Source organism: Streptomyces sp. NPDC090021 (assembly GCF_044748225.1).
Lineage (GTDB): Bacteria > Actinomycetota > Actinomycetes > Streptomycetales > Streptomycetaceae > Streptomyces.
Map to the genome: position 1 here is coordinate 12,401 of NZ_JBIVFO010000002.1, position 26,785 is coordinate 39,185.

The 26,785-nt window shown below is 71.7% G+C and carries 10 protein-coding genes and 1 pseudogene; 5 read left to right on the top strand and 6 right to left on the bottom strand.

Annotated elements, in window-relative coordinates; translation table 11 throughout:
* Positions 1-77 precede the first annotated feature (77 nt).
* Genes ACIPXC_RS01300 through ACIPXC_RS01310 form a run of 3 tightly spaced genes read right to left on the bottom strand, consistent with a single transcriptional unit; the run spans position 78 to position 13,453 of the window.
* Complete coding sequence (locus ACIPXC_RS01300; RefSeq protein ID WP_401612062.1) at positions 78-4,226, bottom strand: Eco57I restriction-modification methylase domain-containing protein; 4,149 nt, start codon at positions 4,224-4,226, stop codon at positions 78-80.
* Positions 4,226-7,168, bottom strand: a complete 2,943-nt coding sequence (locus tag ACIPXC_RS01305) for a DEAD/DEAH box helicase (RefSeq protein ID WP_401612065.1) — start codon at positions 7,166-7,168, stop codon at positions 4,226-4,228. Before ACIPXC_RS01305 ends, ACIPXC_RS01300 begins: the two co-directional genes overlap by 1 nt.
* 21 nt (positions 7,169-7,189) lie before the next feature.
* Complete coding sequence (locus ACIPXC_RS01310) at positions 7,190-13,453, bottom strand: protein kinase (RefSeq protein ID WP_401612572.1); 6,264 nt, start codon at positions 13,451-13,453, stop codon at positions 7,190-7,192.
* A 330-nt stretch (positions 13,454-13,783) separates the two neighbouring features.
* On the opposite strand from ACIPXC_RS01310, the gene ACIPXC_RS01315 reads away from it, so the two are divergent.
* Genes ACIPXC_RS01315 through ACIPXC_RS01330 form a run of 4 tightly spaced genes read left to right on the top strand, consistent with a single transcriptional unit; the run spans position 13,784 to position 23,307 of the window.
* A complete protein-coding gene (locus ACIPXC_RS01315; protein WP_401612068.1) occupies positions 13,784-17,209 on the top strand; it encodes a sigma-70 family RNA polymerase sigma factor in 3,426 nt (1,141 codons plus the stop codon).
* Between the two features lie 51 nt (positions 17,210-17,260).
* Positions 17,261-20,380, top strand: a complete 3,120-nt coding sequence (locus ACIPXC_RS01320) for a helicase-related protein (protein WP_401612071.1) — start codon at positions 17,261-17,263, stop codon at positions 20,378-20,380.
* Positions 20,377-22,215 carry a DrmB family protein gene (gene drmB / locus ACIPXC_RS01325; protein ID WP_401612073.1) on the top strand — a complete coding sequence of 613 codons (1,839 nt, stop codon included), beginning with the start codon at positions 20,377-20,379 and terminating at the stop codon, positions 22,213-22,215. Before ACIPXC_RS01320 ends, drmB begins: the two co-directional genes overlap by 4 nt.
* A 3-nt stretch (positions 22,216-22,218) precedes the next feature.
* Positions 22,219-23,307 (top strand): DNA helicase, encoded by a 1,089-nt coding sequence (locus tag ACIPXC_RS01330; RefSeq protein WP_401612076.1) that lies wholly within the window; start codon positions 22,219-22,221, stop codon positions 23,305-23,307.
* Positions 23,308-23,700: 393 nt separating this feature from the next.
* Here ACIPXC_RS01330 and ACIPXC_RS01335 read toward each other — a convergent pair whose 3' ends face one another.
* From ACIPXC_RS01335 to ACIPXC_RS01345, 3 genes are all read right to left on the bottom strand, one after another.
* A complete protein-coding gene (locus ACIPXC_RS01335) occupies positions 23,701-24,918 on the bottom strand; it encodes a macrolide family glycosyltransferase (RefSeq protein WP_401612079.1) in 1,218 nt (405 codons plus the stop codon).
* Positions 24,902-25,552, bottom strand: coding sequence for a flavoprotein (locus tag ACIPXC_RS01340; RefSeq protein WP_401612082.1), 651 nt, complete (start codon positions 25,550-25,552; stop codon positions 24,902-24,904). The genes ACIPXC_RS01335 and ACIPXC_RS01340 overlap by 17 nt, the downstream gene beginning before the upstream one ends.
* Positions 25,553-25,631: 79 nt before the next feature.
* Positions 25,632-25,856, bottom strand: coding sequence for a hypothetical protein (locus ACIPXC_RS01345; RefSeq protein WP_401612085.1), 225 nt, complete (start codon positions 25,854-25,856; stop codon positions 25,632-25,634).
* 229 nt (positions 25,857-26,085) lie between these two features.
* Between ACIPXC_RS01345 and ACIPXC_RS01350 the strand changes: the two are divergent.
* Positions 26,086-26,785 (top strand): annotated as a pseudogene (locus ACIPXC_RS01350) (glycosyltransferase); the annotation flags it as partial.

The window sequence follows — 26,785 nt, forward strand, 5'->3', positions numbered from 1 at the left end:
CTTCCGTGGCGGCCGGCCGACGGGTGGGTGCCGGCCGACCGCCAAGATGCTTCGTGCGCTGTGCGGGGAGCGGTGGATCAGGTGTCGCGTTCGGGGTGGCGCGGGCCGTGGCCCGGGGGCGGCGTGAGGGTGGAGGCGTAATTCACGCCGTCCACGAGCGGGGTCTCCATGCTGAGCCCGGCTGCGGCCATGCGGTCGTACTCGGTGAGGACGAGGCGCTTGGTGCGGTACTCGCCGTACTTGGCGATCTCGTTGTTCTTCAGACCGCCGGTCTCGGTCTGGAACGACTCCAGGATGTAGTCGGTGTCCTTGCGGGAGACGCCGTAGAGGTGGAAGAAGTAGGCGTCCAGCTCGGCGCGGAGCTGGGCGCGGCGGTCTTCGTTCCAGGTGAAGGGGGCACCGACGTCACCGAGATCCCGTGCCAGCTCTTTCAGCTCCCATGAGCAGTAGACCAGTTCCCGCATGCGTCCGCTGATGAAGGGCGTATGTGCGGCAACGTCCTTCGGGTGGGGGACGGGGAGCTGCTTCCACGTCATGAGGGCCATGTGGATGCCGCCGACCTTCTGGCGGGCCACGAAGTCAAATACCAGGGAACTTTGGGCCGCTACCAAGGCCGCGGTGAGTTCGACTGGTCCGGCAGGGAACATGAGGGGGTACGTGTGCCCAACGGCCGTCTTCGGTAGGAACGCCGGAATTGCTGTCCGTTCATCAGTAGTACGGGCGACATCGCGCCAGCCGAGCAACCACCCTCGCTCCCAATGGAGTTCCTCCAGGCGAAGGTCCACGCCTGGAGCGTTGATCTCCTTGCCGTTCCTTATCGTGTGGATCCGACCGCTCTCCTGGATCCAGTGGCGCGGCATCGTCACGCCGTACGGATCCTCTTTGCTCTCCGTGGGGACGCGCTCGTAGTCGTCGTTCCCCAGGCCGTAGTAGCGGTTCCAGCGGTGGTCGAAGAGATGGGCCATCTTGCCCTCGTAGAGAGGCAGCATCCGCTCTCCCTCCCGCCCGAAGACGTTCCCCTCCAACTCCCAACCCTCTGCCTCCAGCGTGGCGCGATTCCGAAACAGATCCGAGTCGTCTGTCATGTCGAACAAGCGCTTGAAGGCAAGGCCCCATGGGTTGCCTTCCGGACCATCGTCGTCAATCAGCACCGGCACGCGGCTCTGGATGGCAGCAGTGAGGTCGGCGTCCCTCCGCGTGCGGAACACCGGCAGGGTCCCCGTGTTCGGGTTGATGAGGGCGATCTCCTGAGGAGAGAGCGCGAACACAGCACGTCCGCCTTCGAGCTCCTCCGGGTGCCCCAGGAAGAACGCGAACCTCGCTGCGTGCTCGGTCAGGCCGCGGCCGGCGAGGGAGATCAGCGAGAACTGGTAGCTCGCATGCACCGCGGGGAACAGCTTCTCCCGCTTGCCGTTCTCGAAGTCGTACAGGTGCTTCACCGCACCACGCCGCGTCAGGTCCTGGAAGAGGAACTGCGCGCCCGCACCCGTGGCGATCTGCGTCGGTACGACCGTCCCGCAGCGCCCCTCCGGGGCAGTGATGGAGACGAACCGCTCGGTGAACAGCTGGTCGGTCTGGAGGGAGTTGACCCCCTTGACCGACAACCCCTTCCGCAGCAGTGGGTACGCCCCCGACGACCCCAGGAACAGGAACGAGGACTTGACCCTGCGCCGGGCCGCCGCGTAGCGGGCGCCCTCCTCCTCGTGTTCGGCCGCCCACGCCGCGATCGCCGTACGACGCGCCGTGCCCGAGATCTCGGCCAGTTTCGGCTCGATCACGCTGAAGTACTTCTTGTCCTCGAAGTCGACCTTGTCCCACGGCGGGTTCCCCAGCACGCAGGCGAAGCCGCCGCCCCAGCCCGTCACCGGGTCCACCCCCGGAGCCCCCGGGGCGTCCGGCACGTCGAAGACGTCGGGGAACTCCAGGTGCCAGTGGAAGAAGCGGTACTCCTCGCTCAGGCGGGCGATCTCGTGGTGGGTTTCCTCCAGAGTGCCCGCCCCCTCCGGGTTCTGGAGGGCGAGGAAGACGCGTTGCGTGACCGGGGCCGGCGCGTCGTCGGTCTTCTTCCACATGAACGCCGCACACCACGCGTCGGCGAGCTTGTGGGCGTCGCGGTTCCTCGGGGAGTCCTCCCAGGCGCGGTAGCGCTCGGCCAGGGCGCGGACCTGGGCGACGCCGTCGGTGGGGGCGTCGTCCATCAGCTGGCGCAGCTCGGCGGCGAAGGCGGCGTTGGTGACGCTGACCTCCTCGTCCATCGCCGCGTCGAGGGTGACGACGCCCTTGTGCTGGTCCTTGTTCTCCTTCAGCCAGCGCGTGGCCACCGACTTGTCGTCGCCCTCCACCGGCTTGAACGCCTCGTCCGGGATGCCGCCCCGCAGCAGCCTCGGCGTGGCACCGATGAGTCCGTTGCCGTGCTTGACATGCGCGTCGAGGAAGCCGAGGGCCTTGCCCGGTTCCAGGGCCTCCATCCAAAGCGAGACCTTGGCCAGTTCCACCGCCATCGGGTTGAGGTCCACGCCGTAGACGCATCTAGCGATGACGTCGTGCAGGGCGTGCCGGATGCTCTCCGGGGTCGGCTCGGGCGTACGGTCGCGTACGGCTGCCACCCGCTTGGCGATGCGGCGGGCCGCCGCGACCAGGAAGTGGCCGGAGCCGCACGCCGGGTCGCAGACGGTCAGGGACAGCAGCTCCCGCTCGACGGCTTCCCGTGCGTCGGGCTCTCCGGCCTCGGCTGCCGCAGCTTCGCCCCGCTTCTGTGCGTCGTCGATGACCGGGTCGAGCGTGGAGTCGAGGAGGACCTCGACCAGGGAGCTCGGGGTGTAGTACGAACCGGTCTTCTTGCGCTCGTTGCCCGCCCGGTTCACCAGCTCGAAGGTCTGTTCCGTGGCGCTGTACTGGGGGACCAGTTCGAGCAGGGACTCGTAGATCACGCCGAGTTCCTCGGCGTCCAGGGTGCGGTAGTCCACGCTCCGCCACCGCTTGGCTTCGGTGTCGAAGACGACCGACAGGTGGCGTACGCTGGCCAGCAGGTGCTGGTTCGACAGGGACAGGCCCTTGAGCGGGGCGTCCGCGGCCGTGTCGTCGAAGATGCCGCCGAGGCCCGGGAGGCCGAGTTCGGGGCGGCCGGCCTCGTCGCCGAGGGCGTCGAGGACCAGACGGAGGGCCTCGTACCGGTCCGAGTGGGAGGTGCCCTGGCGGCGGCGGGCCTGGTCGCGCAGACGGGCGGTGGAGAAGTAGTCGGCGTAGCGCTTGCGGGCCTCGGGGCTCGCTTCCGGGTCGTGCAGTGCCTCGCGGTCCTCGGCGACGAAGACGAACAGCAGGCGGTACACCAGCCGCAGCAGGGCCGCGTGATAGGTCTCGCGGTCGAAGTTCGCGCGCAGAGCGGTGTTGGCGGGGTGCTTGAGGAAGCCGGTGCCGAGCTCCTTGAGTGCGAGCCGGACGCCCTCGCCGATGTCGTCCAGGAAGCGGGCGCCGAAGCGGATCGCTGCGTCCCGCCACAGCTCCAGCCAGCAGCCGCGCTGCCCCGCCCCGCTCTCGGCCCCGGCCGGGGGCTCGAAGCGGGAGGCGTGCAGGATCCGGTACAGCAGGACGAACTCGTGGAACAGCTCGCCGTCGAAGATGGCTTCGAGGTCGAACTCGACGTACGAGGTGGTGGCCAGGGCGTTGGAGTCGCGGAGCAGGCGCAGCCGCCGACCATTGGTGAGCAGGGCCCACAGGTGGGGTTCGGTGCGGTTCAGGGCCTCCTGGAGGAGCGACTGCGGGGCCGGGCTACCGGCGGCCCGGCGCTTGTCGAGGGAGGCGTTCCACGGGATGCGGTGGACGAGGGTGTGGTCGCGGCGGTGGCTGACCGGGAACGTCTTCGTGCCGTCGGAGGCGGGGATGCCCTCGGCGCCCACGGCCGAGAGGTGACCGAAGCCCAGCGCTTCGAAGAGGGGGTCCAGCCAGTTGGGTCCGGCGTAGCCGGTGGTGTCCGGGGGCACCGAGGACTCGGGCGCGTACGGCAGCTTCTCGCGCAGCTCCAGCCAGAGCCCCTTGAGGTTGTCCCAGTGGCGCTCGGCCTCGTCCCGCACGGTACGGGAGCCGGCGATCCGGTAGTCGGCCGGAGCCATGCCCTTCAGGTCCTTGGAGACCCGGCCCTCGGAGATACGGAGCAGCATGTCGGCCGGCAGTAGTGCGCCGACCGTGTGGACGGCGGTGAACACCTGGTTGCGGGTGGTCGCGGGCATCAGGCGGACGCTCCAGGGGCGGCAGGGTCGGCGGGAAGGTAGACGTAGACGCCGAGGACGTCGGCGGGCTTCTGGGCGGTGACCGTCAGACCGCGGACGATGTCCCCGGACGCGGCGCGCACACGGCGGTGCGAGGCGTCGAGTTCGGCGGCCAGCTCCTCGCCGTACGCGGCCAGGTGCTCCGAGACGTCCGGGAGCTGCCCGAGGATGCGGGTCATGGTGCGCTCGCCGAAGTACGCGTCGGTGTTCGCGGAGGCGGTGGCGTCCAGCAGGGCGGCGGCGTCCTGCTGCGGCAGCCACACCGCGTTCTTCGGGGAGCCCTGGAAAGCCAGCAGGCGGGCGTCCTCCGCGACCAGCTGCTTGTCCCCGCTGCGGGAGGGCAGGGTGAGGTGGAAGCGGTACCGGACCAGCAGGAGGGTGGTGCGGATGGTGACGGCGTCCGTGGTGATGACGCCGCAGCGGCGGGCCGGGCGGGGGCCCTCGGCCCGCGGGTCGAGCGCGGTGTTCAGGACGTGCGCGGCCAGGGCGCCCACCACCGGGTCGGTGCGGACCAAGGCGGCCTCCCCGCGTCCGATTGCCGGGTCGGTGCGGAAGGGGACCGGGCGGTCCCGGTCCACCGTGTCCATGCCGACGAGCGGCGCGAGCGCGTCCCGCAGACCGGCCGGAGTACCGCCGACCTGGGCGGTGAAGTCCTCGCCGGTGCCGCGCAGCACGGCGTTCAGCGCCTCCAGGGACTGGCGCACGAAGGTGCGGATCTCGCCGGTGCCGCCCAGTGCGCCGCGGATGGCGACGACCTCGCGGGCCACCTCCTCGGGGTGGACGGCGCGCTGCGCGAACATCGAGCGGGATGCCTTCTCCCGCTCCGCCGCCGAGTTCCAGTCGCTCTCCAGCTTCGCCGTGCTGACCTTGAACGCGTCCGCGCTGAACAGCGCGTCCTGGTCCTCCCGGCCGCGCATCAGCAGCCATTCGACAATCGCGTCCGTGACGCCCGTCGACATCTCGTCGGGTACGGAGACCGAGATGCCGAGGTCCTTCTTGATCTGGCGGTGCTTCTTGATCAGCACTTCCAGGACCTTGCCGTCGATGCCGTTGTCCGCGCCGTACAGGGTGATCACGCGGACTTCGTCGCGGCGCTGGCCGTACCGGTCGACGCGACCCTCGCGCTGGTCGTGGCGGGTCGGGTTCCAGGCCAGGTCGTAGTGGACGACCGCGTCGAAGTAGTGCTGGAGGTTGACGCCCTCCGACAGGCAGTCGGTCGCGATCAGCACCCGGCGGGCGGCGGGGTCGTCCCCGGCCAGTTCCGCCAGCTGGTCGATGCGCTCCACGCGCTGCTGCGGGGAGAGCGTGCCAGTGACGGCCTTGACGACGGTGTTCGCGCCGAGCGGGGAACGCTTCTTCTTGCCGTCCTCGGTCGTCCGCTCACCCAGTTCGGCCTCCAGGTACTCGGCCGTGGGGATGTAGCGGCAGAAGACGATCGGGTGGTAGCCGTCCGCGAGCAGGGCCTTGAGGTGCTTGACCAGTGCCTTCAGTTTGAGGTCGTGCTCCGTGCCCTGAAGGGCCTCGGCCCGCTGGGCGAGTTCGGCCAGGCGGCCGCCGGCCGCCTCCTCGGTCTCCGCGCCCGGCGCCACGTCCATGCCTTCCAGCGTGTCGCTGTCCGAGGCGTCGCTGTTGAGGGGGGCGCCGAGCCGGTCGGCCTCTTCGGGGGAGTCGGCCACCGCGGCGGCCGAGCGGGTGCTCAGGGTCTTCGCGGCCGCGCGCGGAGAGGACACCAGGGAGCGCAGCAGGGCGATCGCCGACCACCAGGCGATCCTGGCCTCGCGCCTGCCCTGGCCGCCGGCGGCCTCGACCCGCTCGCTCGCGTACGCGATGGCGTCGTCGAGCAGGGCGCGGTAGGCCGGGGACAGCTTGTACGTCTCGTCCTTGAAGTAGCGGTCGGTGGGGAAGGCGGTCCGCTCGGCGAGACTGTCGTCGCCGAGCCCGTCCTCCTTGGTGAGGTACTGGCGTACGTCGGCCCGCTTGCGTGCCACGAAGTGCTGGGCGAGCTGCTCGCGTCCGGTCCTCGACCCCAGGTCCACGGTGGCGAGTTCGGGCTTGACCAGGCCCAGCAGGTTGCGGAACGCCGCCTCCTTGCCGCTGTGCGGGGTCGCCGTCACCAGCAGCAGGTGCCGGTCGGGGTCTTTGGCGACCCGGCACAGCAGCTCGTAGCGCTGCTGGTTCTGGGCGCCTGCGGAGTTGTCGTCCGCGGCAACGCAGGTGTGGGCCTCGTCCACGATCACCAGGTCGGGGCAGTGCCGGACGAAGTCGTCGCGGTGCCGGGGGGACTTGATGAAGTCCGTCGACACGATCACGTTCGGGTAGCGGTCGAAGAGGGACTGGCCGAGGTCGAGGCCGCGTTCGAGGCGGGAGACGGTGGAGGAGAGGACGAGCTCCGCGTCGATGCCGAACTTGGTGCGGAGCTCCTGCTGCCACTGCTCGGCGAGGGCGGGGGAGCACAGGACGGCCAGGCCGGTCGCCTCTCCCTGGGCGAGCAGTTCGCTCGCGATCAGGCCGGCCTCGACGGTCTTGCCGATGCCGACGTCGTCGGAGATCAGCATGCGGACCGTCTTCTGGCGCAGCGCCATCAGCAGCGGCACCAGCTGGTAGGCGCGCGGTTCGACCGCGATGCCCGCCAGGGAGCGGAACGGGCCGGCGCCCGAGCGGAAGCCGATGCGCAGGGCGGTGCGCAGCAGGCCGGCCGCGCGCTGGTCGCCGAGGTCTCCCGGTTCGGGGTCGGCGAACCGGGCCGGCTCCACCTCCTCGAAGGCGGGGAACACCGCGGCGATGTCGTCGTCCGAACCGCCCAGCGGACGCAGCACCAGCAGATCGGGCTCGCTGTCCGGGAGCACCACCCATTCCCGGCCGCGGGCGGTGACCAGCGATCCGGCGGTGTACGTGAGTGCCATGTCTGTCGTCTCGTCCTCGGGTCAGTCGGCGGCGGGCGTGCCGAAGTAGCGGGAGTGCGGCTGGACGATCTCGTCCCAGTCGGTGTCGTGCGGGAAGCGGATGACATCCCAGCTGGCGTCCTGGAGGCGTTCCTCCGCGTCCTCGTCGCGCAGAGCTGTCATCTCCACGCCCGGGAGGTCGACGAAGACGGCGACCTTCACCCCGGGGAGGCGGTAGACGAAGTCCACCAGCGCGTTCGCCTCGGTGACCAGCTTCTCGCCCTCGTCGGGCAGGCGCAGGCCCCGGGCCTTGAGCCAGGTGAGGAGATTGTCCTGGGCCGGCTTGCCCAGGCGTTCCGCGACCACGTCTTCCACCCGGGTGGGAGTCGCGGAACCCCCGTCCAGGAGCCGCCGGAACTGCTCGGACCGGGACTCGCCGCGCGGGTCGCGGGTGGCCGACGCCGACGCCAGCCGGACCAGCAGGTCCCGCGCCGTGTGCCGGTTGAGCAGGGCGTGGCTGAGCTGGTTGCCGTACGTGAGCAGGCACTCGTAGCAGCCGAGCGCGCACGGCCGGTCGGGGTGGGGGCCGCCCAGGTCCTCGCCGGCGGCGTCGAAGTGGCAGATGGACAGGGCCTCCCGGGCCGCCCTGGCCAGCGCGTGCTTCTCCGCCTGGAGGCGGCGCAGCACACCGGCGCCGCCCTCCGCGGCCTCCGTGAACAGCAGGCGCCGGCGCGGGCCGTCGTTCGGGGGCAGCAGCTCGCTGGTGAGCTCCGCGTCCTCCAGCTCGAAGGCTGCCTCGATGCCCCGTTCCAGGGCGTACATGACGGACAGGGCGACCGGTTCGGGCAGGGCCTCGTCGAGGGTGAGGACGAGGATGTTGCGGCGGTCCTCGACGAACGGGGTGACGCGCTTCTTGCGGCGCCGCTCGTTGCCGGCCTCGTCGATCACCGGCAGTTCGCCGGAGTCGCCCGATGCCTGTGCCGCATCCGCGTCGTTCATCCAGCGGCCGTCGGCCAGGTCCAGCCAGTAGCCCGGCGGCTCGTCGTTCTTGGCCCGGACCCGGCCCGTGTTGGTGATGCGGACGGTCGCCGAGTCGCCGTACGCCAGCTCGGCGACCGGCGCGCCCGCGGTATCGGTGACGGAGGCGTTCAGCCGGCCGCTGCGGGTGCCGTGGTCATGGAAGCGGAAGGACGTCTCCAGTTTGAAGCCCGCCCGGCGCCGCTCCTCCTCGTCCGAGGAGATCCGCTCCCGGCGCGTGGTGTACACGGTGTGCAGGTGCAGCAGTCCGTACGTCGACGAGCCGAGCGGTTCGTCGCACATCCGGCAGCGGTCGTCCCGGTCCTTCGGGTCGTGGTGGTAGCCGCACTGGGCGCAGCGGCGAGCCTCGCTGGTGGCCAGGTCACCGGAGGAGTCCGGCGGCAGCTGGATCCGGGTGACCTGGTAGCGGGCGCCCTCGTGGTAGATCAGCGCGCCGGGACCGAACTCGCGGATGGCGAGGAAGCGGGGCCGCTGGAGGAAGTCGCCTTCGCCGCGGGAACGGCCGACGGTCGGGATGTAGGCGGCGAGCGGCAGTCGGGGGAAGCTGTAGCCGGGCAGGAAGCCCTCGGAGGCGAGGTAGCGGTACGGGTTGAAGTCCGAGAGGACCGACTTGCTGTCGGCGCTCTCGTTCATCAACAGGTTCAGCTGGGTCCACGCCTCGCGCTGGCGGGTGTTGGCCCGCTTGCGGTCGCCTTCGGTGAGGCTGTAGTCGATCCGGCGCTCGCTCTGGACGTAGTAGTCCTTGAGCGCGGAGCGGAACAACTTGCGCCAGCGTTCGAATGCCTGGTCGAAACGCTCGGGGACGGTGCGGACCTGGTCCTCGATCCACTCGTCGTACCACCAGGTGGTGTCCGCGAAGTCGGGCAGCAGCGGTCCGAGGACGCGCAGCGCGGCGTCCACGGTACGGCGCCTCGCCGCCTCGTCGAGGGAGCCCTCGCGGATGTCGGGCTGCAGCTCCAGGACGGGGGTGAGACGGTCGTCGCTGTCGGGCGCCGGCACGTCGAGGACGTCGGACATGGCCCGGCCCAGCTTCAGGCCGGTCTCCGCGATCCAGATGCCCTGGAGGTGCGAGCGGACCAGGTCCTCGTTGGCCAGGTCGAGACGGGGCGGGGCGACCGCGCCCGCCACCATCCGCTCGGAACGGCGGAAGTAGTACTGGTCGTGGCTGTTGCCGGTGGCGCAGTAGGTGGTGACCAGGGCGGGCTGGCCGCTGCGGCCCGCCCGGCCCGACCGCTGCGCGTAGTTGGCGGGGGTGGGCGGCACGTTGCGCATCATCACCGCGTTCAGCGAGGAGATGTCGACGCCCAGCTCCATCGTCGGAGAGCAGTACAGGAGCTTCAGTTCGGCCTCGCGGAAGGCGTTCTCGCGCTTCTCCCTCTCCTCCGGCGACACCTGTGCGGTGTGCTCCCTGGCGAACAGGCCGGCCAGCGCCCCCGCGGCCTCCTTGTAGAGGTCGCGGAAGAAGGTGTTCACACGCGGACCGTCACCGCTCTGGTACGTGCGGGTCAGCGGGTCGTGGGTACCGGTCTCGCCCTTTCCGGCACGCCAGACCAGGGACTGGGCGGCGACCCGGTAGCCGGTCGCCGTGGAGTCCGCCGGCCTGCGGAACCGCCCGGCGCGCTGGGGCGCCTCACTCACCTCCTTGACCAGTCCGGCCTCCGCGAGGACCTTGAGCAGCTGGGCGATGACCTGCTGCAGAGCGTCGGTGTCCAGCTCCTTGAACGACCGGTCCGCCCGGCACAGGTACTTGCCGAACTTGCCTCGGGCGGAGAGGAACAGCGCCGAGCGGTCCATGCCCTTGCCCGAGGGGTGCGGGTAGGCGGTGGCGACCTTGGGCCGGTCCGAGGCGGACAGCACCCACGGGTCGACGAGCCGTTCCTCGCTCGCCCGCTGGAGCGCGTCGAAGTCGTCCCGGAAGTAGGACACGTCGATGGCGAGCGACCGGCGCATCTCGTTCAGCAGCGCCCTCATGATCTCGGCGCGCAGCGTCGGATCGGCCTCGCGCAGCACCGGGAGGGCAGCGGCCCACAGGTCTTCCTCCGCCGCCACCCAGTCGAGGTCCGCGTAGTCGATCTCCAGCAGCCCGGTCTGCTCCAGGTTGGGCATGGTGATGCGCCAGCCCCGCTCCAGGTCCAGGTAGAGCCGGAACGCGATCACGTCGCGGAGGGTCTTGGCCGCGGCACGGGCTATGGCCGGAGCCAGCCTGCGGCCGCCGTCGGTGTAGTCCGCCGGGTGCAGGCCGAGCGCGTCCCCGACCCGGGCCGCCAGGTCCTCGTGGTGCAGGCCGTCCTCGCCGGCGTCCAGAGCCGCCCGGTACAGCGCCCCGCGCAGTTGGGTGATCTGCACGAAGTCGTTGAAGTGGCCGGCCTGGAGCGAGGCGTCCTGGCGGTTGTCGACGAAGGTGAGGAGCTTGCGTGCCTCCTTCTCCAGGGCCTCCTCGGGAACGGACTTCAGCGACCGGACCACCGAGGCGGAGATCAGCGAGGTGGCCGAGGAACGGCCTTCCTGGTCGAGCGTGGCCAGCTTGGCGAAGTCCTTGCCGCGGGTCTGCTCGTACGCCACACCGCAGTGCAGGCAGAACAGGAACGGGGACGGGATGAACGCGGCCTGGAGCTCGCCCCGGCCCTCGATGCCGCGCGGGTCGACGGTGACGGCCCGCGGCACCCGGTCTCGGTAGGACTTCCTGACGACTTCCTGGCCGCGGTCGTCCACCTCCAGCCAGGACTCCGGCAGCCGGCGGTCGTCGACGGCGTACTGGACGGCGGACGGCCAGGGCCTGTCGTGGTCGACGTACAGGTAGCCGTCGCCCTGCCGGCCGCCGGTCGCGGTGGTGTCCCGGCGGGCCTCGTAACGCACCTCGCCGTCCTTCTCGGTACGCCAGACGGTCAGGTAGTCCTGGCCGCACTCGCGGCAGAACGCCAGCGGCATCAGCAGCTTGCCGTCGCCGCCGGGCTGTTCGAGCTGGTACGAGCGCGTGAGGTGGCGCGTGAGCCGGTCCTCCAGCGTGACGTACACGGTGTCGCCCTTGGACAGGAACTGGTGCAGCCGGAACGCGAACAGCGGCCGCTCGGTGACCGGGTGGCGGGCCTCCGAGCCGGCCTCCAGCGTCGCCTCGATGGCCCGCCGGCACTGTTCGGCGTCCACGCCGGAGGTGTCGGCCAGCTCCCGGGCCGCGACCTCGATCTGGGCCGGCCGCTGCCGCACCAGCCGGCCGCCGTCCACGGCCAGGCCGAACCGGGTCTCGATCCACCGGGCCAGCGGATCGCGTACCAGGTCGGTGTACGCGCGGGGGGCGCCGGGTGCGCGCAGCCGGTCCGCCGGGACGGTCGCCGGCGCCTCGTCGGTGGCCCGGACCAGCGTCTCGACGATGACATTGCGGGGATGCACGGGCGTGCCGAACAGGGTGGTCGCGGTGTCCGCGACCACCCGGCGTTGGTCGTCCACGGTTCCTTCGGTGGACATGGTGGCCGACGTGCCGATGCACTGGAGCCGGTCGGCCCGGCAGGCCTCGCGGACCCGGCGGATCAGCAGGGCGACGTCCGCGCCCTGCCGGCCGCGGTAGGTGTGCAGTTCGTCGAAGACGAGGAACTCCAGGCCGCGGGCCATGCTGATGAGGCTGGCGCGGTCGGCCGGGCGGGTCAGCATCAGCTCCAGCATCACGTAGTTGGTGAGCAGGATGTCCGGCGGGTTGTCGCGGATCTCCTTGCGGCGCTGGTCGTCCTCCTGGCCGGTGTAGCGGGCGAAGGTGACGGGCTCGCGGTCGGCTCCGTACCCGTCGCGCAGGTACTTCTCCAGCTCCTTCAGCTGGCTGTTCGCGAGCGCGTTCATCGGGTAGACGACGATCGCGCGTACCCGCTTCGCCGCCCGTGGGCCCTCTGCCTCGCGCTCCCGCAGGACCCGGTCCACGATGGGCACGATGTAGGAGAGCGACTTGCCGGAGCCGGTGCCGGTCGTCAGCACGTACGACTCGCCGGAAGCGGCGGCGTCGACAGCCTCGCGCTGGTGCTGGTGGAGGGTGAGCGGGCGGCCGTCGCACACCGTGCCGCCCTGGGTCTTGCGGGCCTGGAAGATCCGTGCGCACTCGGGGTGCAGCACGCCCTGCCCCGTCAGCTCGACGACCGTACCACCGCTCGCGAAGAACGGGTTGAGGGACAGCCACGGGTCGGGCCACTGGGACTTGGCGTTGAGGTCGTCCTCGACGAACGAGGCGATGCGGTCGTCGCGGATGACCGTGCCGCCCTCGGTGAAGGAACGGTAGTCCTCGATCAGGGTGCGGTGGACACCGAAGACGTCCATGCCGGGACCGGCGGGAGCCCGCCGGGGGCGCTCGACGGCCGGCGCCGCAGGCGGCACCGCCGCGGCCGGGGCGGCGCGGCGTACGGAGCGGACCGGGTCGAGCGCGCTCCAGTGGGGGAGCGCGGAACCCTCCTCGCCGGGGTCCGTCCCGTCGGCCGCGAAGGCCTCCGGGAACAGCGGGAGCAGGGCCTCGCGGACGGACACCGCGTCGGCGGGACGCTCGGCGGGGTCCTTGGCCAGCAGCCGGTTCACCAGCCGGGCCAGGGCCGCGGGGGTGGCGGGCCGTACAGAGCTCACGGACGTCGGGGTCTCCTCGACGTGCTTGCGGCCCAGCTCGTACGCCGATCCGCTGACGAACGGCGGTACGCCGGCGAGCATCTCATACAGGACGCAGCCGAGGGCGTACAGGTCGGCCGCCTGGGTGACCCGGCGGGCCTCGAACTGCTCGGGCGCCATGTAGCGGGCGGTGCCGACGCTCACCCCCGTGCTGGTGAGCTTCGCGTCCGCGGGGTCGTCCACGATCCGGCCCATGCCGAAGTCGAGCACCTTCACCGTGCCGCCCTTGGTCAGCATGGTGTTGGCCGGCTTCAGGTCCCGGTGGACCACCCCGGCCGCGTGCGCGGCGGCCAGACCGGCGGCGATCTGCGCGCCGATGGCGACGGCCCAGGTCACGGGGAGCTGCCGCTCCTCCTCGATCAGGTCGCGCAGGGTCTCGCCGTCCAGGTACTCCATCACCAGGTAGGGGCGGCCGTCCGCCTCGTCCACGCCTCCGTCGACGAGGCGAGTGAGGTTGGGGTGCTCCAGGCGGCGCATGATGCGGACCTCACGGGCGAACCGCTGGACGGCCTTGGCGTCGTCGGCGGTGTCCAGATGGGCGCCGGACCGGCGCCGGAGGATGGTCTTCACGGCGACGGTGCGAGCCGCCGTGCCCTCCGCCTGGTGCAGGTCCTCGGCGCGGTGGACCTCGCCCATGTTCCCGGCCCCGATGACCCCCGTCACCCGGAACCGGCCCCCGATCAACCGCTCGGCCACTGCCACCCCTCTCTCGTCGCGTCTGCGTCACGTCTCCGTCACGCTGCCCTGGCCCCCGGGCTCGCCCCGCCCTGACCTGGTGGGCCCTGCCCGGATGTGCGGCCAGGTGCCCCGTTCATGGTCGCAGAGGCGGAATGCGCCCGGATGCGCAAGCCCGTAGACCTCCCGAATGTACACAAGGAGACCCGCGGCTTCTAGAGAGAATGCGTTGACAATGTAAACAAGCTGAACCTAGAGTCTCTCCCGGGGTCCAGGCGAGGGAGGGGTGCCGTGAACGCAGGAGGCCGGGGTGAACGGAGCGCTGCCGAACTCCGGACCGCTCTCCGCGAGGTGTACGGCGAGCTGATGCGTGCTGCCGTGTCGGGCGTGGTGTCCGAACGGCAGTTCCAGCTGGGTGTGGGCAGGCTCGGGCTGGTCCAGGGGGAGCAGGACCGGCTCCGGGGTGAGCTGGCCCGCCTGGGAGTGAGGGTCCGGAAGGAAGCGGAACACGCCAGTCAGGACCAGCGGGACGGCCGGATGGTTGCACCGCCGGTGCCGGTGCCGCCGACGGTGGCTGCGGGCCGGCTGGATGTCGCGCAGGGCCTCCTGCACCGTTACCAGGACGGCCACGGGCGTGTGACTGCCGAGATGGTCGACGGTGTCGCGCGCCTCTGCGGGCTGACGCCGGCGGAGACGCGGACATTGCGCGACGCGGTGCGTCCTGGGCCGTCGGCGCGTGCCGCCGCAGGAACCGCCGTACCCGGGCCGAGGGGTGAGGCTGCGGTAGGGCGGGTGGCGGCTGAGGCGGCCGCTCCGGGGCCGGCCGCTCCGGCCGTCCCCACGCATGAGGCGCCCGTGCAGGCCGGGCTGATCGTCCCGGCGCCGGAGGTGCCGGTGCCGGCTGACGGGCCGGAGGTGGCGGAGGGCGCGGAGCCTCTTCCGCCGGCCGGCGAGCCGCGCGCGGTCGGTGACGTGGGCCGGGCCGTCGAGGCCGCTCGTGCCCTCCTCGACGAGAGCCGTTTCATCCGGCGGCCGGAGAACCGCTTCCTGTCGGCCCAGGAAGAGGTGGGACTCGGAGCGCTGGTGCGGGGCGGAGCCGACCGGATCGACCGCGAGGTGACGGAGGAGGAGATCGCCGCGCTGCCCGCCACCGACATCCGGGTCAGGGCGCGGGACCGCTTCGTCGTCCACAACCAGCGTCTGGTGCACAGCATCGTCCCCAAGTACCTGGAGCAGGGACTCGACTACGAGGACCTGTTCCAGCACGGGGCCCGGGGCCTGATGAAGGCGGCGGTGAAGTTCGACCCGACCCAGGGCTACAAGTTCTCCACGTACGCCACCTGGTGGATCCGGCAGGCACTCACCCGGGCCGTCGCAAACGAGGGATCCGTCATCCGCGTCCCCGTGCACATGCACGAGCAGATGCGCAAGGTCGCCCTGGCCGAGCGGACGCTCCAGTCGCAGGGACGGTCCGCGCGCCCGGCCGACGTGGCTGTGGCGTGCGACATGCCCGTGCAGCGGGTGGAAGAGATCCGGCTGCTGAGCCGCCGTACGGACTCGCTGGACCGGATCGTCGGGGACGGCGCCCACCTGGGCGACCTCGTCGCGCTGGACCGGCCGCTGCCCTCGGCCGAGCAGCTGGTCATGGAGCAGCTGCACCATGTGTACCTGCTGTCGTTCCTGGACCGGTTCGGGGAGCGGGAGGCCAGGATCCTGCTGCGCCGGACCGGGCTGGACGACGGGGAGCGGTCGACCCTGGACGACCTGGGCAAGGAGTTCGGCGTCACGCGTGAGCGCATCCGCCAGGTGGAAGTGAAGGCCTTCGAGGCGCTGCGGCAGATGCTGCAGGAGGCCGGCTTCGGGCCCGGGCACGACGAGGTGCCCGACCCGGAGCCGCGCAAGCGGGCTACGCGTGCGCAGCGGGCGGCGCGTGCCGCCCGTGCGGCGCGCGCCGCCGAGGCGGCCCGGGCTGTCCGGGCCGCCCGGGCCGTGCGTGTGGCCCGTTTCGCCGAGGCCGCCGAGGCTGCGGGTGCCGCCGAGGCTGCCGATGCCGCGGGTGCCGGTGCTGCCCTGGCCGCCCAGGCTGGGGGGCGGGGAGCCGGGCAGGCGATCGTGCCGCCGGTTCCGGGGGCGCAGGGTGCCGGGGGCGAACCCGGTGCCGGGCCGGACCCGGTGGTGCAGCCGTACGCCGTGCGAACGGAGGACGGGCCGAGCACCGGCGTGCGGCAGGCCGCGCCTGCGGCTGCGCCCGTGCCCGACCCCGTGCCGGCCACTGCGCTCGGTTCCGCTCCGACGCCTGGGTGCAAGCCCGAGCCCGAGCCCGAGCCCGAGCCCGAGCCCGTGGCTGAGCCCGAGCCGGTGCCCGCCCCCGTGTCTGGTGCCGCGCCCGTGCCTGGGGCTGTGGCTGCGCGTGCTCCCGTGCGGGAGCGCGGGGCGGGTGAGGCGCATGCTGCGGACTGGGAGCGGGCGTTGGCCATCCCGGTGCAGTTCTCCGGGAGCGTGGCCTGGCTCTCCGAGTACGCGCTGCTGGCCCTCGGGTACGAGGAGCTGGCCCAGGTACTGGGACGGGCCGCGGCTGACGACGTGGTGGCGGTGCTGAAACGGCGGGGCACCCTGGACCGTCCCGTGGTCACCGCCCTTGAGGTGCTCCAGAAGGTGTTCGACTCGCTCAAGGCTGCGGGCCGGCGCCCGGCGGACCTCCTCGACCGGTCCTTCCAGGCGCTGAACGGGGCCTCGCCGAGGTCCTACCTGGCCCAACGCCCCCTGGTCAGCCGTGAGTCCCCCCTCGCCGTCCGCTCTGCCCTTCGCGAGTTCACGCAGACCCCCGCGGCCCCGGCGGCGTCCGACGCCGGGGCCGGTCCCGCCGTGGCCGGGCCGGCCGTGACGGCTCCGGCTGCGGCCGGTGCGGAAGCATCGGACGGGACCGGGGCGGCGGAGACGCCGGCAGCGACCGGCACCGCGGCGGAACCGGAGCACGCGACCACAGCCGCCGCCAGCGCGGCAGCCCCCTCCGCTCCCGCGGAGACGGCTACGGCGCAGGACCGGCGGGCCGGGTACTCGGCCGCCGAGTGGAATGCAGCCCTGGACGCCGAGGCCGAGCGCCGGCTCGACGAGCTGGAGGCCGCGTTCCTCGGGCGGGTCGACCGGGCCCTGCAACGGCAGGCGCGATCGCTGCACCGGGAGTACGACGCCCGCGCGGCCCGGCTGGGGGAAGAAGCGGACGTCCGGCTGCGGCGCGAGCGCGAGGAGCACCAGGCGCAGACGGCCGCGCTCATGGTGAGACTGCAGCAGGCGGAAGCGCGGACGGCCGACGCGGAGGAGCGCGCGGCGCAGGCCTGCGCCCGTACGGTCCGCGCGGAAGAGGAGGCGGCGCAGGCCGGAGCCCGTGCGGCGCGTGCGGAGGAGTGTGCGGCGCAGGCCGACGCGCGGGTGGAAGAAGCCGGCCGGCAGTTCCGCGCTCAGCTCAACTCCCTGGAGGAGCAGCTCCGGGGGGCGCGCTTCGCGGTCGCCCAGCGGGAGACGGCACTGCGGCAGGCCGAGGACGGCGTGGCGGCCGCGACCGAGGCCGTCGAGCGATGGGCGGCGCACCGCATCGCGGAGACCGAAGCCGCCACGCGTGACGCCCACCGGCGGATCGCGGAACTGGAAGCCCAGCTCACAGCCCTCACCGACGCACCCGAGCGCCGGACCCTGCGCGACATGTGGCGCCGTAGCTGATCGCCCGCGCACCGTCCGTCACCACCGTCCAAGCCATCTCCCGAGGACCCCATGGACCCCAGACAAGAACTCGTCGACTACCTCAACCGCCAGCTCGTCGGCCCGGTCCTGGGCGAGGACGAGATCCTGGACGGGCCGCCCGACCGCCAGTACCTGATGGGCACCCTCTACCCCCAGGACGCGGACCTGCAACGGCAGCTCACGCTGGCGGCCGAGGACGGGGACGGCATCGGGACCGAGGGCGCGGCCGTCGACACCGACCCGGCGGACGACCCCGTACCGGAGTCCAACGCCTGGCTGCCCTCCTCCCTCGGCCTGAGCTTCTACACCGACAGCCCCACTCTGGAGATCAGCTGCGGCGGTGCCCGCTACCGGACGCTGCCGGCGGACGGTGAGCACGGACGCCGCTGGCAGCGGATCCCGCTCCAAGACGAGACGCACTGCGTCGGCCCGGACCAGGAGGCCGTTCCCGTCCTCGACGGGCGGGCCGAGCTGCGGCTGCGCCGGCGGCCCCTCGGCGCCGGGCACCTGGTCACCGTCGCCCTGGTGAACGCCGCCCGCACCGAACCGGCCCTGGGCCGCGCGGCCCAGTGGGAGCGGATGCTGTTCCAAGTCAGCCTCGGCGTACGGCCCTGCGAGGGCCGGGTACTCCAGTACCCCAGCGTCCGGCTGGCCAGCCGGGACCCCGAGGAACAGGAGCTGAGGCTCCAGTACCGGCACGTCCGCACCTACGCCGTCGGTCACGGGTGCGCCGTCGAGGAGGAACACGACGGCGAGACCGTCACCGGGCTGCGCGCAGCGGTGCTGCCGGAAGCCGAGGTGCCCGCGACCCGCCCGGCCGGGCTCACCAGCGCCCCCGTCCTCAACGTGTTGCACCTGGCCGACCCGGCGCTGCCCGTGTCACAGCTCCGCCGTGAACTCACGGAGTTCACCACCGACTACCGCGACTGGTACGAGGAACAGCTGCGCACCGAGGTGCCTGACTGGGGCCGCGGCGCAGCCGAGCGAGTACTCAAGCGGATCGGCACCGCCGTCGCCCGTATGGAGTCCGGGGTACGCACCCTCTGCGATCCCGGGTGCCCAGAGCTGCTGGACGCCTTCCGCACCGCCAACCTCGCCATGGCCCTGCAGATGAGGCACTCCGCCCGCGACCAGGCGGGGGCGCGCCGGTCCCGCCGAGACCCCGTACAGACGGACCCCACACCCGACCCCGAGGCCACCTGGCGTCCGTTCCAGCTTGCCTTCTTCCTGCTGGCCCTGGACGGTGTCGCCGACCCGCGCCATCCCGACCGGAGCATGACCGACCTCATCTGGTTCCCGACCGGCGGCGGCAAGACGGAGGCGTACCTGCTGCTCGCCGCCTTCGTCATGGTGCTGCGCCGGCAGGATCCGAAGGCCGGTGGCACGGCGGTCCTCAGCCGGTACACCCTCAGCCTGCTGACCACCCAGCAGTTCCAGCGTGCCGCGACCACCGTGTGCGCGCTGGAGACACTGCGCCGGGCCGACCCCGGCCGGTTCGGCGCAGAGCCGTTCTCGATCGGCCTGTGGGTCGGTGAGGCCACCTCGCCCAACTCCTACGACGCCGCGGTGAAGGCCGCGCAGGACATCCGTTCCGCGGCCCGACCCGAGGACGTGTTCATCCTCGACCGCTGTCCCTGGTGCGGCACCCGGATCGTGCCGGAGTACCGCTCCGGCGACCATGCGGACTACGGCATCCGGGCCGCGGCCGACTCGTTCGCGTTCTTCTGCCCCCGCGACACCTGTGTCTTCCACGACGAGCTGCCCGTCGCCGTCGTCGACCAGCAGCTCTACGACCACCCGCCGACGTTCGTCCTCGGGACCGTCGACAAGTTCGCCCGGCTCGCCTGGGAGCCACGGGCCGGGCGGCTGTTCGGTGCGGAAGCCGGCTGTCGGCCGCCCTCTCTGGTCATCCAGGACGAGCTGCACCTACTGACCGGGCCGCTCGGCACCACCGTGGGCCTCTACGAGGCGGCCATCCTCGGCCTTTGCACCACGGCGGACGGAATCGGACCGAAGGTGGTCGCCTCCACCGCCACGATCCGCCGCTCCGGCGAACAGGTTCGTGCCCTGTACGGGTCGGAGGTGCAGCTGTTCCCGCCGGCCGGTCTCGACGCCCGCTACTCCTACTTCGCCGAACCCGACACCTCGCGCGCCGGCCGTCGCTATCTCGGGGTGATGGCCCAGGGACACACCGCGGGCCGTGCCGCCGTCGCCGCCGCGGCCGCGATGCTCCAGGGCGCCTGGGAACTCCCCGAGGAACACCGGGACGCCTACTGGACCCTGGTCGCCTACCACCACAGCCTGCGGGAACTCGGCCGTACCGTCACCGCCGCGGCGGACGACATCCCCGCCCAGCTCGCGGGCCTGGACGCCGGTGCCGGCGTACGCCCGCTGGCCGACCACCAGGTGCAGGAGCTGACGAGCAACCTCGCCCGGACCGAACAGCCCGTGCTGCTCGACCGGCTGGAGAAGTCCTGGGATCAGCAGGACGCCGTGTCCTTCCTGCCCTGCACCAACATGCTGTCGGTCGGCGTGGACGTCAAACGGCTCGCCCTGATGCTGATGCAGGGCCAGCCCAAGACCACCGCCGAATACATCCAGGCCACCAGCCGGGTCGGCCGGCACAACGTGCCCGGTCTCGTCGTCACCTTCTTCAACGCCACCCGTCCCAGGGACCGTTCTCACTACGAGACCTTCGGCCCCTACCACCGGGCCCTGTACCGGCACGTCGAACCGACCAGCGTCACGCCTTGGTCCCTCCCCTCACGCCGACGGGCTCTGCATGCCGCGCTCGTCATCCTCGTACGCCACCGGCTCGGGCTCAGCGGGGAGAACCAGGCAGGGGAACTGCCCGCCAGGCTCGACGAGGCTCGGGCCCTGGCCGAGACGCTGGCACGGAAGGCGGGGGCGAGCGACCGGCATGCCGCGCACGCCGTCCGCACCGAGCTGGCCGAGCTCCTCGCCGCCTGGGAGGAAGCGGCACGCAACGCCGAGCAGGAAGGTAAGGAGTTCTACTACCGCAGCCAGGGCAAGGGTCAGCACAACCTGCTGAAGAACTTCGAACAGCACGGAGGGCTGTGGGACACCCTCCACTCCATGCGCAGCGTGGACCGCGAATGCCAGGTGACGGTGAAGGGAGCCGACCAGTGACGCGCAAGCTTCGGGTACGACAGGCCCAGACGGTGCTGCCGTTCGGAGTCGGCGCGGTCTTCGACATCCAGGGCGAATCGTTCGTCGCGACGGGTATCGGGGACTGGCCGCGGATGCGCCAGCCCGTGGCATCGCCGCGACTGGCCGCGCGGCTCGGGGTGAGCGGCTTCTTCGCGGCGCCCGCCACGCTGAACGACCGCTTCGACCGGGCCGACGCCCCCGGCGCGCCGTACATCCGCTTTCCGGCCTGGCTGTTCTGCGGATCCTGCCGCCGCATGGTGCGGTGGCGCATCGCCGACGAGAAGCCCGGTACCCCGCCGAGCTGCCCGTCCTGCCCGCCGGTGCGCCGGCTCGCCCCGATGCGTTTTGTTCAGATCTGCGCTGCCGGGCACCTCGGCGACGTCGACTGGTGGTTCTGGGCGCATGCCCGGCTCGACGCCGCCGCCCGGCAGTCCTGCGGCTCGCGTGAACGTCTGCGGTTCCGGGTCTCGGACCGTGCGACGGGCCTGGAAGCCCTGTCCGTCTCATGCGCGGCACCGGGCTGCAAGGCCTCCCGGGACCTGCTGGACATCCTCGGCACGCACGGCATGCGTTGCTCCGGGAGGAACCCCTGGCAGCGGCTGGGCGAAGCCGTGGACTGCGCCAAGCCCGTACAGGTCGTACAGCGCACGGCCGGCAACTTGTACTACCCGCTGGTCCACTCGGCGCTCTCCCTCCCCGAGACCGACGTACCGGCTCCGGGTGAGGAGGCCCTCGCCGAGCGCGTCCGCGAGAGCGAGTACTGGGTGCTGCTCTGCAAGACCGCTGGGACCCCTCGGGCAGAGGTGCTCCGGGACATGATCAAGGAGGACACGGGCGCGGACGACGGCCTGCTGGACGCCCTCCTCGCCGAGGAGACGGGCACCGGCACGCCGGCCCGGACCGGCACCGCGGACGCCGCGCTCGCCGCGGGATCCGACCTGCGCCGCGAGGAATGGGCGGCACTGACCGCCGCCGAGCCGCCCCTGACCAGCGACTTCTCGGTACGCGGCACCCCTCTCGGACTCGACGGGGAGAGCGCGGAGCCGTGGGCCGGCCTGCACCGCCGGATGGGACGGATCGTCCTCGCCGACCGGCTGCGCGAAGTACGCGCCCTGTCCGGATTCAGCCGGGTCTCCCCGGACGCCGCGCTCGTCCCCGCCGACACCTCGCGCAAGCTGCGCTGGCTGCCCGCGGTCGAGGTCTTCGGCGAGGGCGTCCTGATCACACTCGACCCGGACGCGCTCGCCGCCTGGGAAGACCTGCCCGCCGTCCGGTCCAGGGTGACCAGGCTCCAGGCCGACTTCGACCGGTCCTTCCAGAAAGACCGGCTCCAGGCGTTGACCGGCCCCGAACTGCCGCCCCGTTTCGTGCTCCTGCACACCCTCGCTCACCTGGTGGTGCGCCAGCTCTCCTTCGAGTCCGGATACGCCACGGCCAGCCTGCGCGAACGGGTGTACGCCCGGCCCGAACACGGCCAGTGCGGGATCCTCGTGTACACGGCGGCCGGTGACGCCGAAGGCACTCTGGGGGGTCTCGTTCAACAGGGGGAGCCGCCCCGGCTCGCGGAGACGCTGCTGAGGACGGCGGAAGCGGCCGCCTGGTGCTCGGCCGACCCGCTGTGCTCGGAACACACCGGTCAGGGCTTCGGCAACCTGAACCGGGCGGCCTGCCACGCCTGTGCGCTGCTTCCCGAAACCAGCTGCGAGACCGGAAACACCCTGCTGGACCGCGCCCTCGTCGTGGGCGGGGGCGGCGTCCCCGGATTCTTCGAGCCGATCGTGGCCGCCGCCCGCGCAGCGGCCGCCAAGGAGTGAGCCATGGCCCTGACCTACCTCGATGCGACGCCGGCCCAGCGTGCCCTGCTCGACGGGCTGTCGTTCGACGGGAACCACCTGGTCAACGGGACGCCCGGGAGCGGCAAGAGCCTCCTGGCTGCGCAGTGGGCCGTGATGCTCGCCTTGACCGGCACCCGTACCGTCCTGCTGACCCGATCGAACCTCCTGCGGCAGTCGTTGTGGCCGCTGGTGTCGGACCTCTGTCTGGACAGTGCGGACGTCGGAGTCGAGACGGTGCACGGCTGGCTCGCCCGCTGGTACGGGCCGGACGCCCCTCGGACCGACGACGGATGGTTCGACTGGACCGCCTTCTACGAGCGTGCGGTCCTCATTGAAGCGGACGGTCCCATTGCCCTGGTCGTCGACGAAGGGCAGGACCTACCGCCGGAGTTCTACCGCCTGTGCCGGATGATCGGCGCGCCCACCACGGTGTTCGCCGACGAATGCCAGCGGCTGACCGAATCCCGCTCCACCCTGGAGGAGATCGTCCAGGGGCTGGGTAGGTGCTCACTCCACGATCTCGACAGCAATCACCGCAACACCCGGCAGACGGCCGAGCTGGCCGCCTGGTTTCACACCGGCCGGCAGCCGCCCGCATTGCCCGGCCGTGACGGACCGCTGCCCCGGCTGCACGCGCTGCCGCACCAGGGAGCGGTGGCGGACCTGCTGATCGGGCTCGCCGAGCGGCAGCCGCGTCACACCATCGGTGTGGTGGTGCACTCGACCCGGACGCAGCTCGACCTGCTGACCCGCCTGGAACGCAAGGCGCCCCGGCTGAGGCCGCAGATGTACACGGCGCAGGCGACCGGCGGCCGGTATCGCACACTCGACCTCACTCGCCCCGGCATCGCCATCGTCCACCGGGCCAGTGCGAAGGGGCTGGAGTTCGACACCGTCGTGGTGCCGGACACGGAGACGGACGGAGCCATGGACCCCACCTCGGCGGAGCTGCGCATGACCTACTACGTGCTGGCCACCCGGGCGCGTCACGCACTGCACTTCGTCCATGCGGGAGACCAGGAGCCGGCGCACCTCAAGGCGATCCCCCGCCATGCGCTGGTCCGCGGGTAGATGTCCCGGATTCGGCTCAGGTCTGCCCCGGAGGTATGGACTCGACTCATGTGCGTACGGCGCTTGAGTACTCCGTGAGTCGGGTGGCGTGACGCCATGCTGCTTCCTGCGCCTCAAGTGCTCAATGTCAGATCTCGGCTGTGGAGGAGGAGTCGGTGCGACGCCCCGAGGCGGCGATCACCGCAACGCCTCGGGACGGGCGGGTTCAGTGACAGGAGTTGTCGGACACGCAGTGCGTGGCCACGCCGATCAGCGCCGGTTCGATGGCGGCGCACTCGAGAGGGTGACGGTCGGACATGCCGAGAAGACCGTATGACGTTCAGGGGAAAGTCGGAGCTCCGGGCACCTGAAGCCCCGTCGGCCATGGGGCTCCAGGTGCCGGTTACGACGCGTTCACACCGGCCGGGTCCGGCGGGGGCGGCGCAGCCGGTCCTCGATCACGTCGGCTGCGGCGCAGGCGCCGCCCGCATCGAGGATCGCCTTTTGCATGGCCCGGACCCGCTCGCTGATCGCTCGGTTCTCCGCCACGTCGAGTACGGCCGCCCGCAGGCGTTCGGCCGTGAGGGTCCGCGGCGGCAGTGCTCTGCCCAGTCCGAGCGCAACCAGTTGTCGGGCGTTGACGGCCTGTTCGGGGAGTCTGGGGAGCGCCAGCGTGGGCACGCCGTGGTGCAGTCCCTCCATGGTGCTCCCCATGCCGCCGTGGTGGACGAAGGCCGACGCGTGCGCGAGGACGACCAACTGCGGAACTTGCTCCCGCACTTCGAAGTTGGCCGGGACCCGGCCGAGCGTCGCCGGATCGACCCGGGAGCCGATCGGCAGAACCACGTGCCACGGCAGGTCGGCGAAGGCGTCGAAGCACAGGCGGTAGAACTCGGGGTGGGCGTTGTCGATCGACCCGAGCGAGACCAGCAGGACCGGACGGCCCGACGGCGGCGGGGCCCAAGTGCCTTGTGCCGGACGCTTCCCGAGCGCGGGGCCGACGAAGTGGAACTGCGGACCGAAGCCGTCGCCACCGGGCTGGAAGGCGCGCGGCAGGAGCACGATCCCGCCGTCGAGCGCGCCGGTCAGGTGCTGCTCCGCGGTGTCCCCGACGCCCTGCGCCGCGAGCAGGCCGGTGAGCTGCGCGAGGAACTCGCCCGCCGCCGGATTCGCCCCCGGGGCCGCGGGCGGGCGCAGCGACCAGTGGTCCGGCGAGGCGGCGTACGACCAGACCTGCACCGCGGGGATGCCCCAGGTCGCCGCCAGGAGCCGGCCCGCGCCCGCCGGGTCCTCGGTCAGGACCAGGTCGGGGCGGTCCGCGGCGAAGCCGGCGAGCAGGTGCGGGAGCGCCGTGCGGGCTGCCGCCAGGTACAGGAGTGGCAGCCGGTGCACGTCGGTCGGCCACGCGGCGGGGTCCTGCGGCAGTCCCGGGTCGTGGATCACGGCAGTCGCGCCCGCGGCCTCCACCGCCGACGCGAACTCCGGGGTCGTCGCCCAGCTGACCCGGTGCCCGCGCGCCGTCAGCTCCTCGATGATGCCGAGGAGCGCGTTGACGTGGCTGTGGGCGGGGGCGGTGAACACCGCGATGTGCGCGGCGCTGTGGTTTCGCCCGGGCTCAGGAGTCGACAGCACCACTGCCGTCCTTCGGGTCGTCCTCCGCGGCGAGCCGTGCCCGCAGTTCCTCCAGCCGGCGGATCGCGGTGGGGAAGTGCGCGGGTTGTCCGCCGTCCCTGCGTCCGGTGGTCATGCTGAGGCCGGGCACCGGCGGCAGCACGACGACGTTGCGGCGCTTCGCGAGGCGCTCGCGGTGGTCCGCCATGGCCGGGCTGTCCCACCCGCCGGGCGGCAGGGCCGCCGCCAGCGCGATCGGGGCGGTGGTGCACTGGAGGGCCATCGTCGCAGGTGTGTCGGCCAGTCCCTGGGCGAGCCGGGCGATGAAATGCATTCCGGCCGGATAGACCGCGACCGCGTCCGGCCACTGGGCCAGTTCCACGTGGAGCTTGCGGGTCTGCGGCTCCTCGGACCAGACATCCTCGAATACCAGGCGATTGGTCAGGACCGACAGCGCGTCCCGCGTCACGAATCGCTGGGCGGACCGCGTCAGGACAATCCGGAGCTCGGTCTCCGGATATGAGAACTGGAACCAGTTCACCCATAGCGGGAGAAAAGAAGCATTGGATGATCCGCTCGCCACGAGCAGCAGACGGCGAATTCCGACGGGGAATTCATCGGCGGCTGGCAGGCCCCACTGTCCGGCATTTTCCATGGATTCTCACATCTCGCTGGGGCCCTCGGGGGGCGGTCCGGTGCGGGCCGCCCCCCGAGGATCCGCTACCGGAACTGGATCAGCAGGCGCACCACGAGCAGCAGCAGGAGCACAGCGCGGCCTTGATCTCGGTGTCGTCGGCCTCGACCTTCAGCAGGTCCTCGACGGTCAGGTCGTCGAGTTCGAGCAGGTCGTCGACGAGGAGTTCGGCGACGGGCATGGGTACCTCCGCAGGGTTGCCGACCGGGTTGCCGATCGGGTCGTCGATTTCTTCGGCCAGCCCATTCGGCCGACCGTTGCACATGTTGGCAAGGAAAGCGTGGGCGATCTTCGGCCGGTCGACTGGCTTTCGCCATCAGATGCCAGGGGGAGCCGCCGGGCCGGTCTCCCACCTGGGTTCGAGACGGCCGCTCCACCTGGCTGGCCGGCCGGCCAGGAATCCTGCTGCCAATTCTGGCCACCGCGTGCACTTGCTACTGTCGCCGTGCCTGTTCCGCAGTAATTCGGCAGCGGTGATGCGGTAAAAAAAGCTGATGCAGCAGAAGAGCTGGAGAGCTGGAGGGCTTGTGGCGCACATAGCGTTCTTCACCATCCCGGGCGCCGGGCACGTCAATCCGACGGTGGGCCTGGTGGCCGAGCTGGTGGCCCGGGGGCACCGGGTCAGTTACGCCGTCACCGCCGAGCACGGCGGCGAAGTGAGCCGGGTCGGCGCCCGGCTGGTGCCGTACCGCACGGCCATGGGGGAGTTCCGGGCCACCATGACCAATCTGAGCGACCCCGACCGGTTCACCGCCGACGACTTCGCCCAGGTGCTGCGCGCCCTCGCGCTGGAGACCGAGACGGTGCTGCCGCAGCTGGTCGACGCGCTCGCGGGCGACCGCCCGGACCTCGTGGTCTACGACGGCCTGTCGGGCTGGTCCGGCCGGCTCCTCGCGGCGTGCTGGGGGGCTCCGGCCGTCCGGTGCATCCCGACGTTCGCGGCCAACGAGCACTGGTCGCTCGGGGCCGACGGCAAGTACGCGGCGTTCGAGGAGCACAACGCGGCCCTGGCCGCCGCCTTCGAGGAGGTCGGCGCGATGTTCGAGCGGATCGGATCGCCGATCCCCGCCTCCGAGTTCTTCGGTACGAGCGAGTCGGGGCCCGCGCTGGTCTTCCTGCCGCGGGAGTTCCAGTACGCGGGGGAGACGTTCGGTTCGGACTTCCACTTCGTGGGTCCGTGTCTCGACGAGCGGG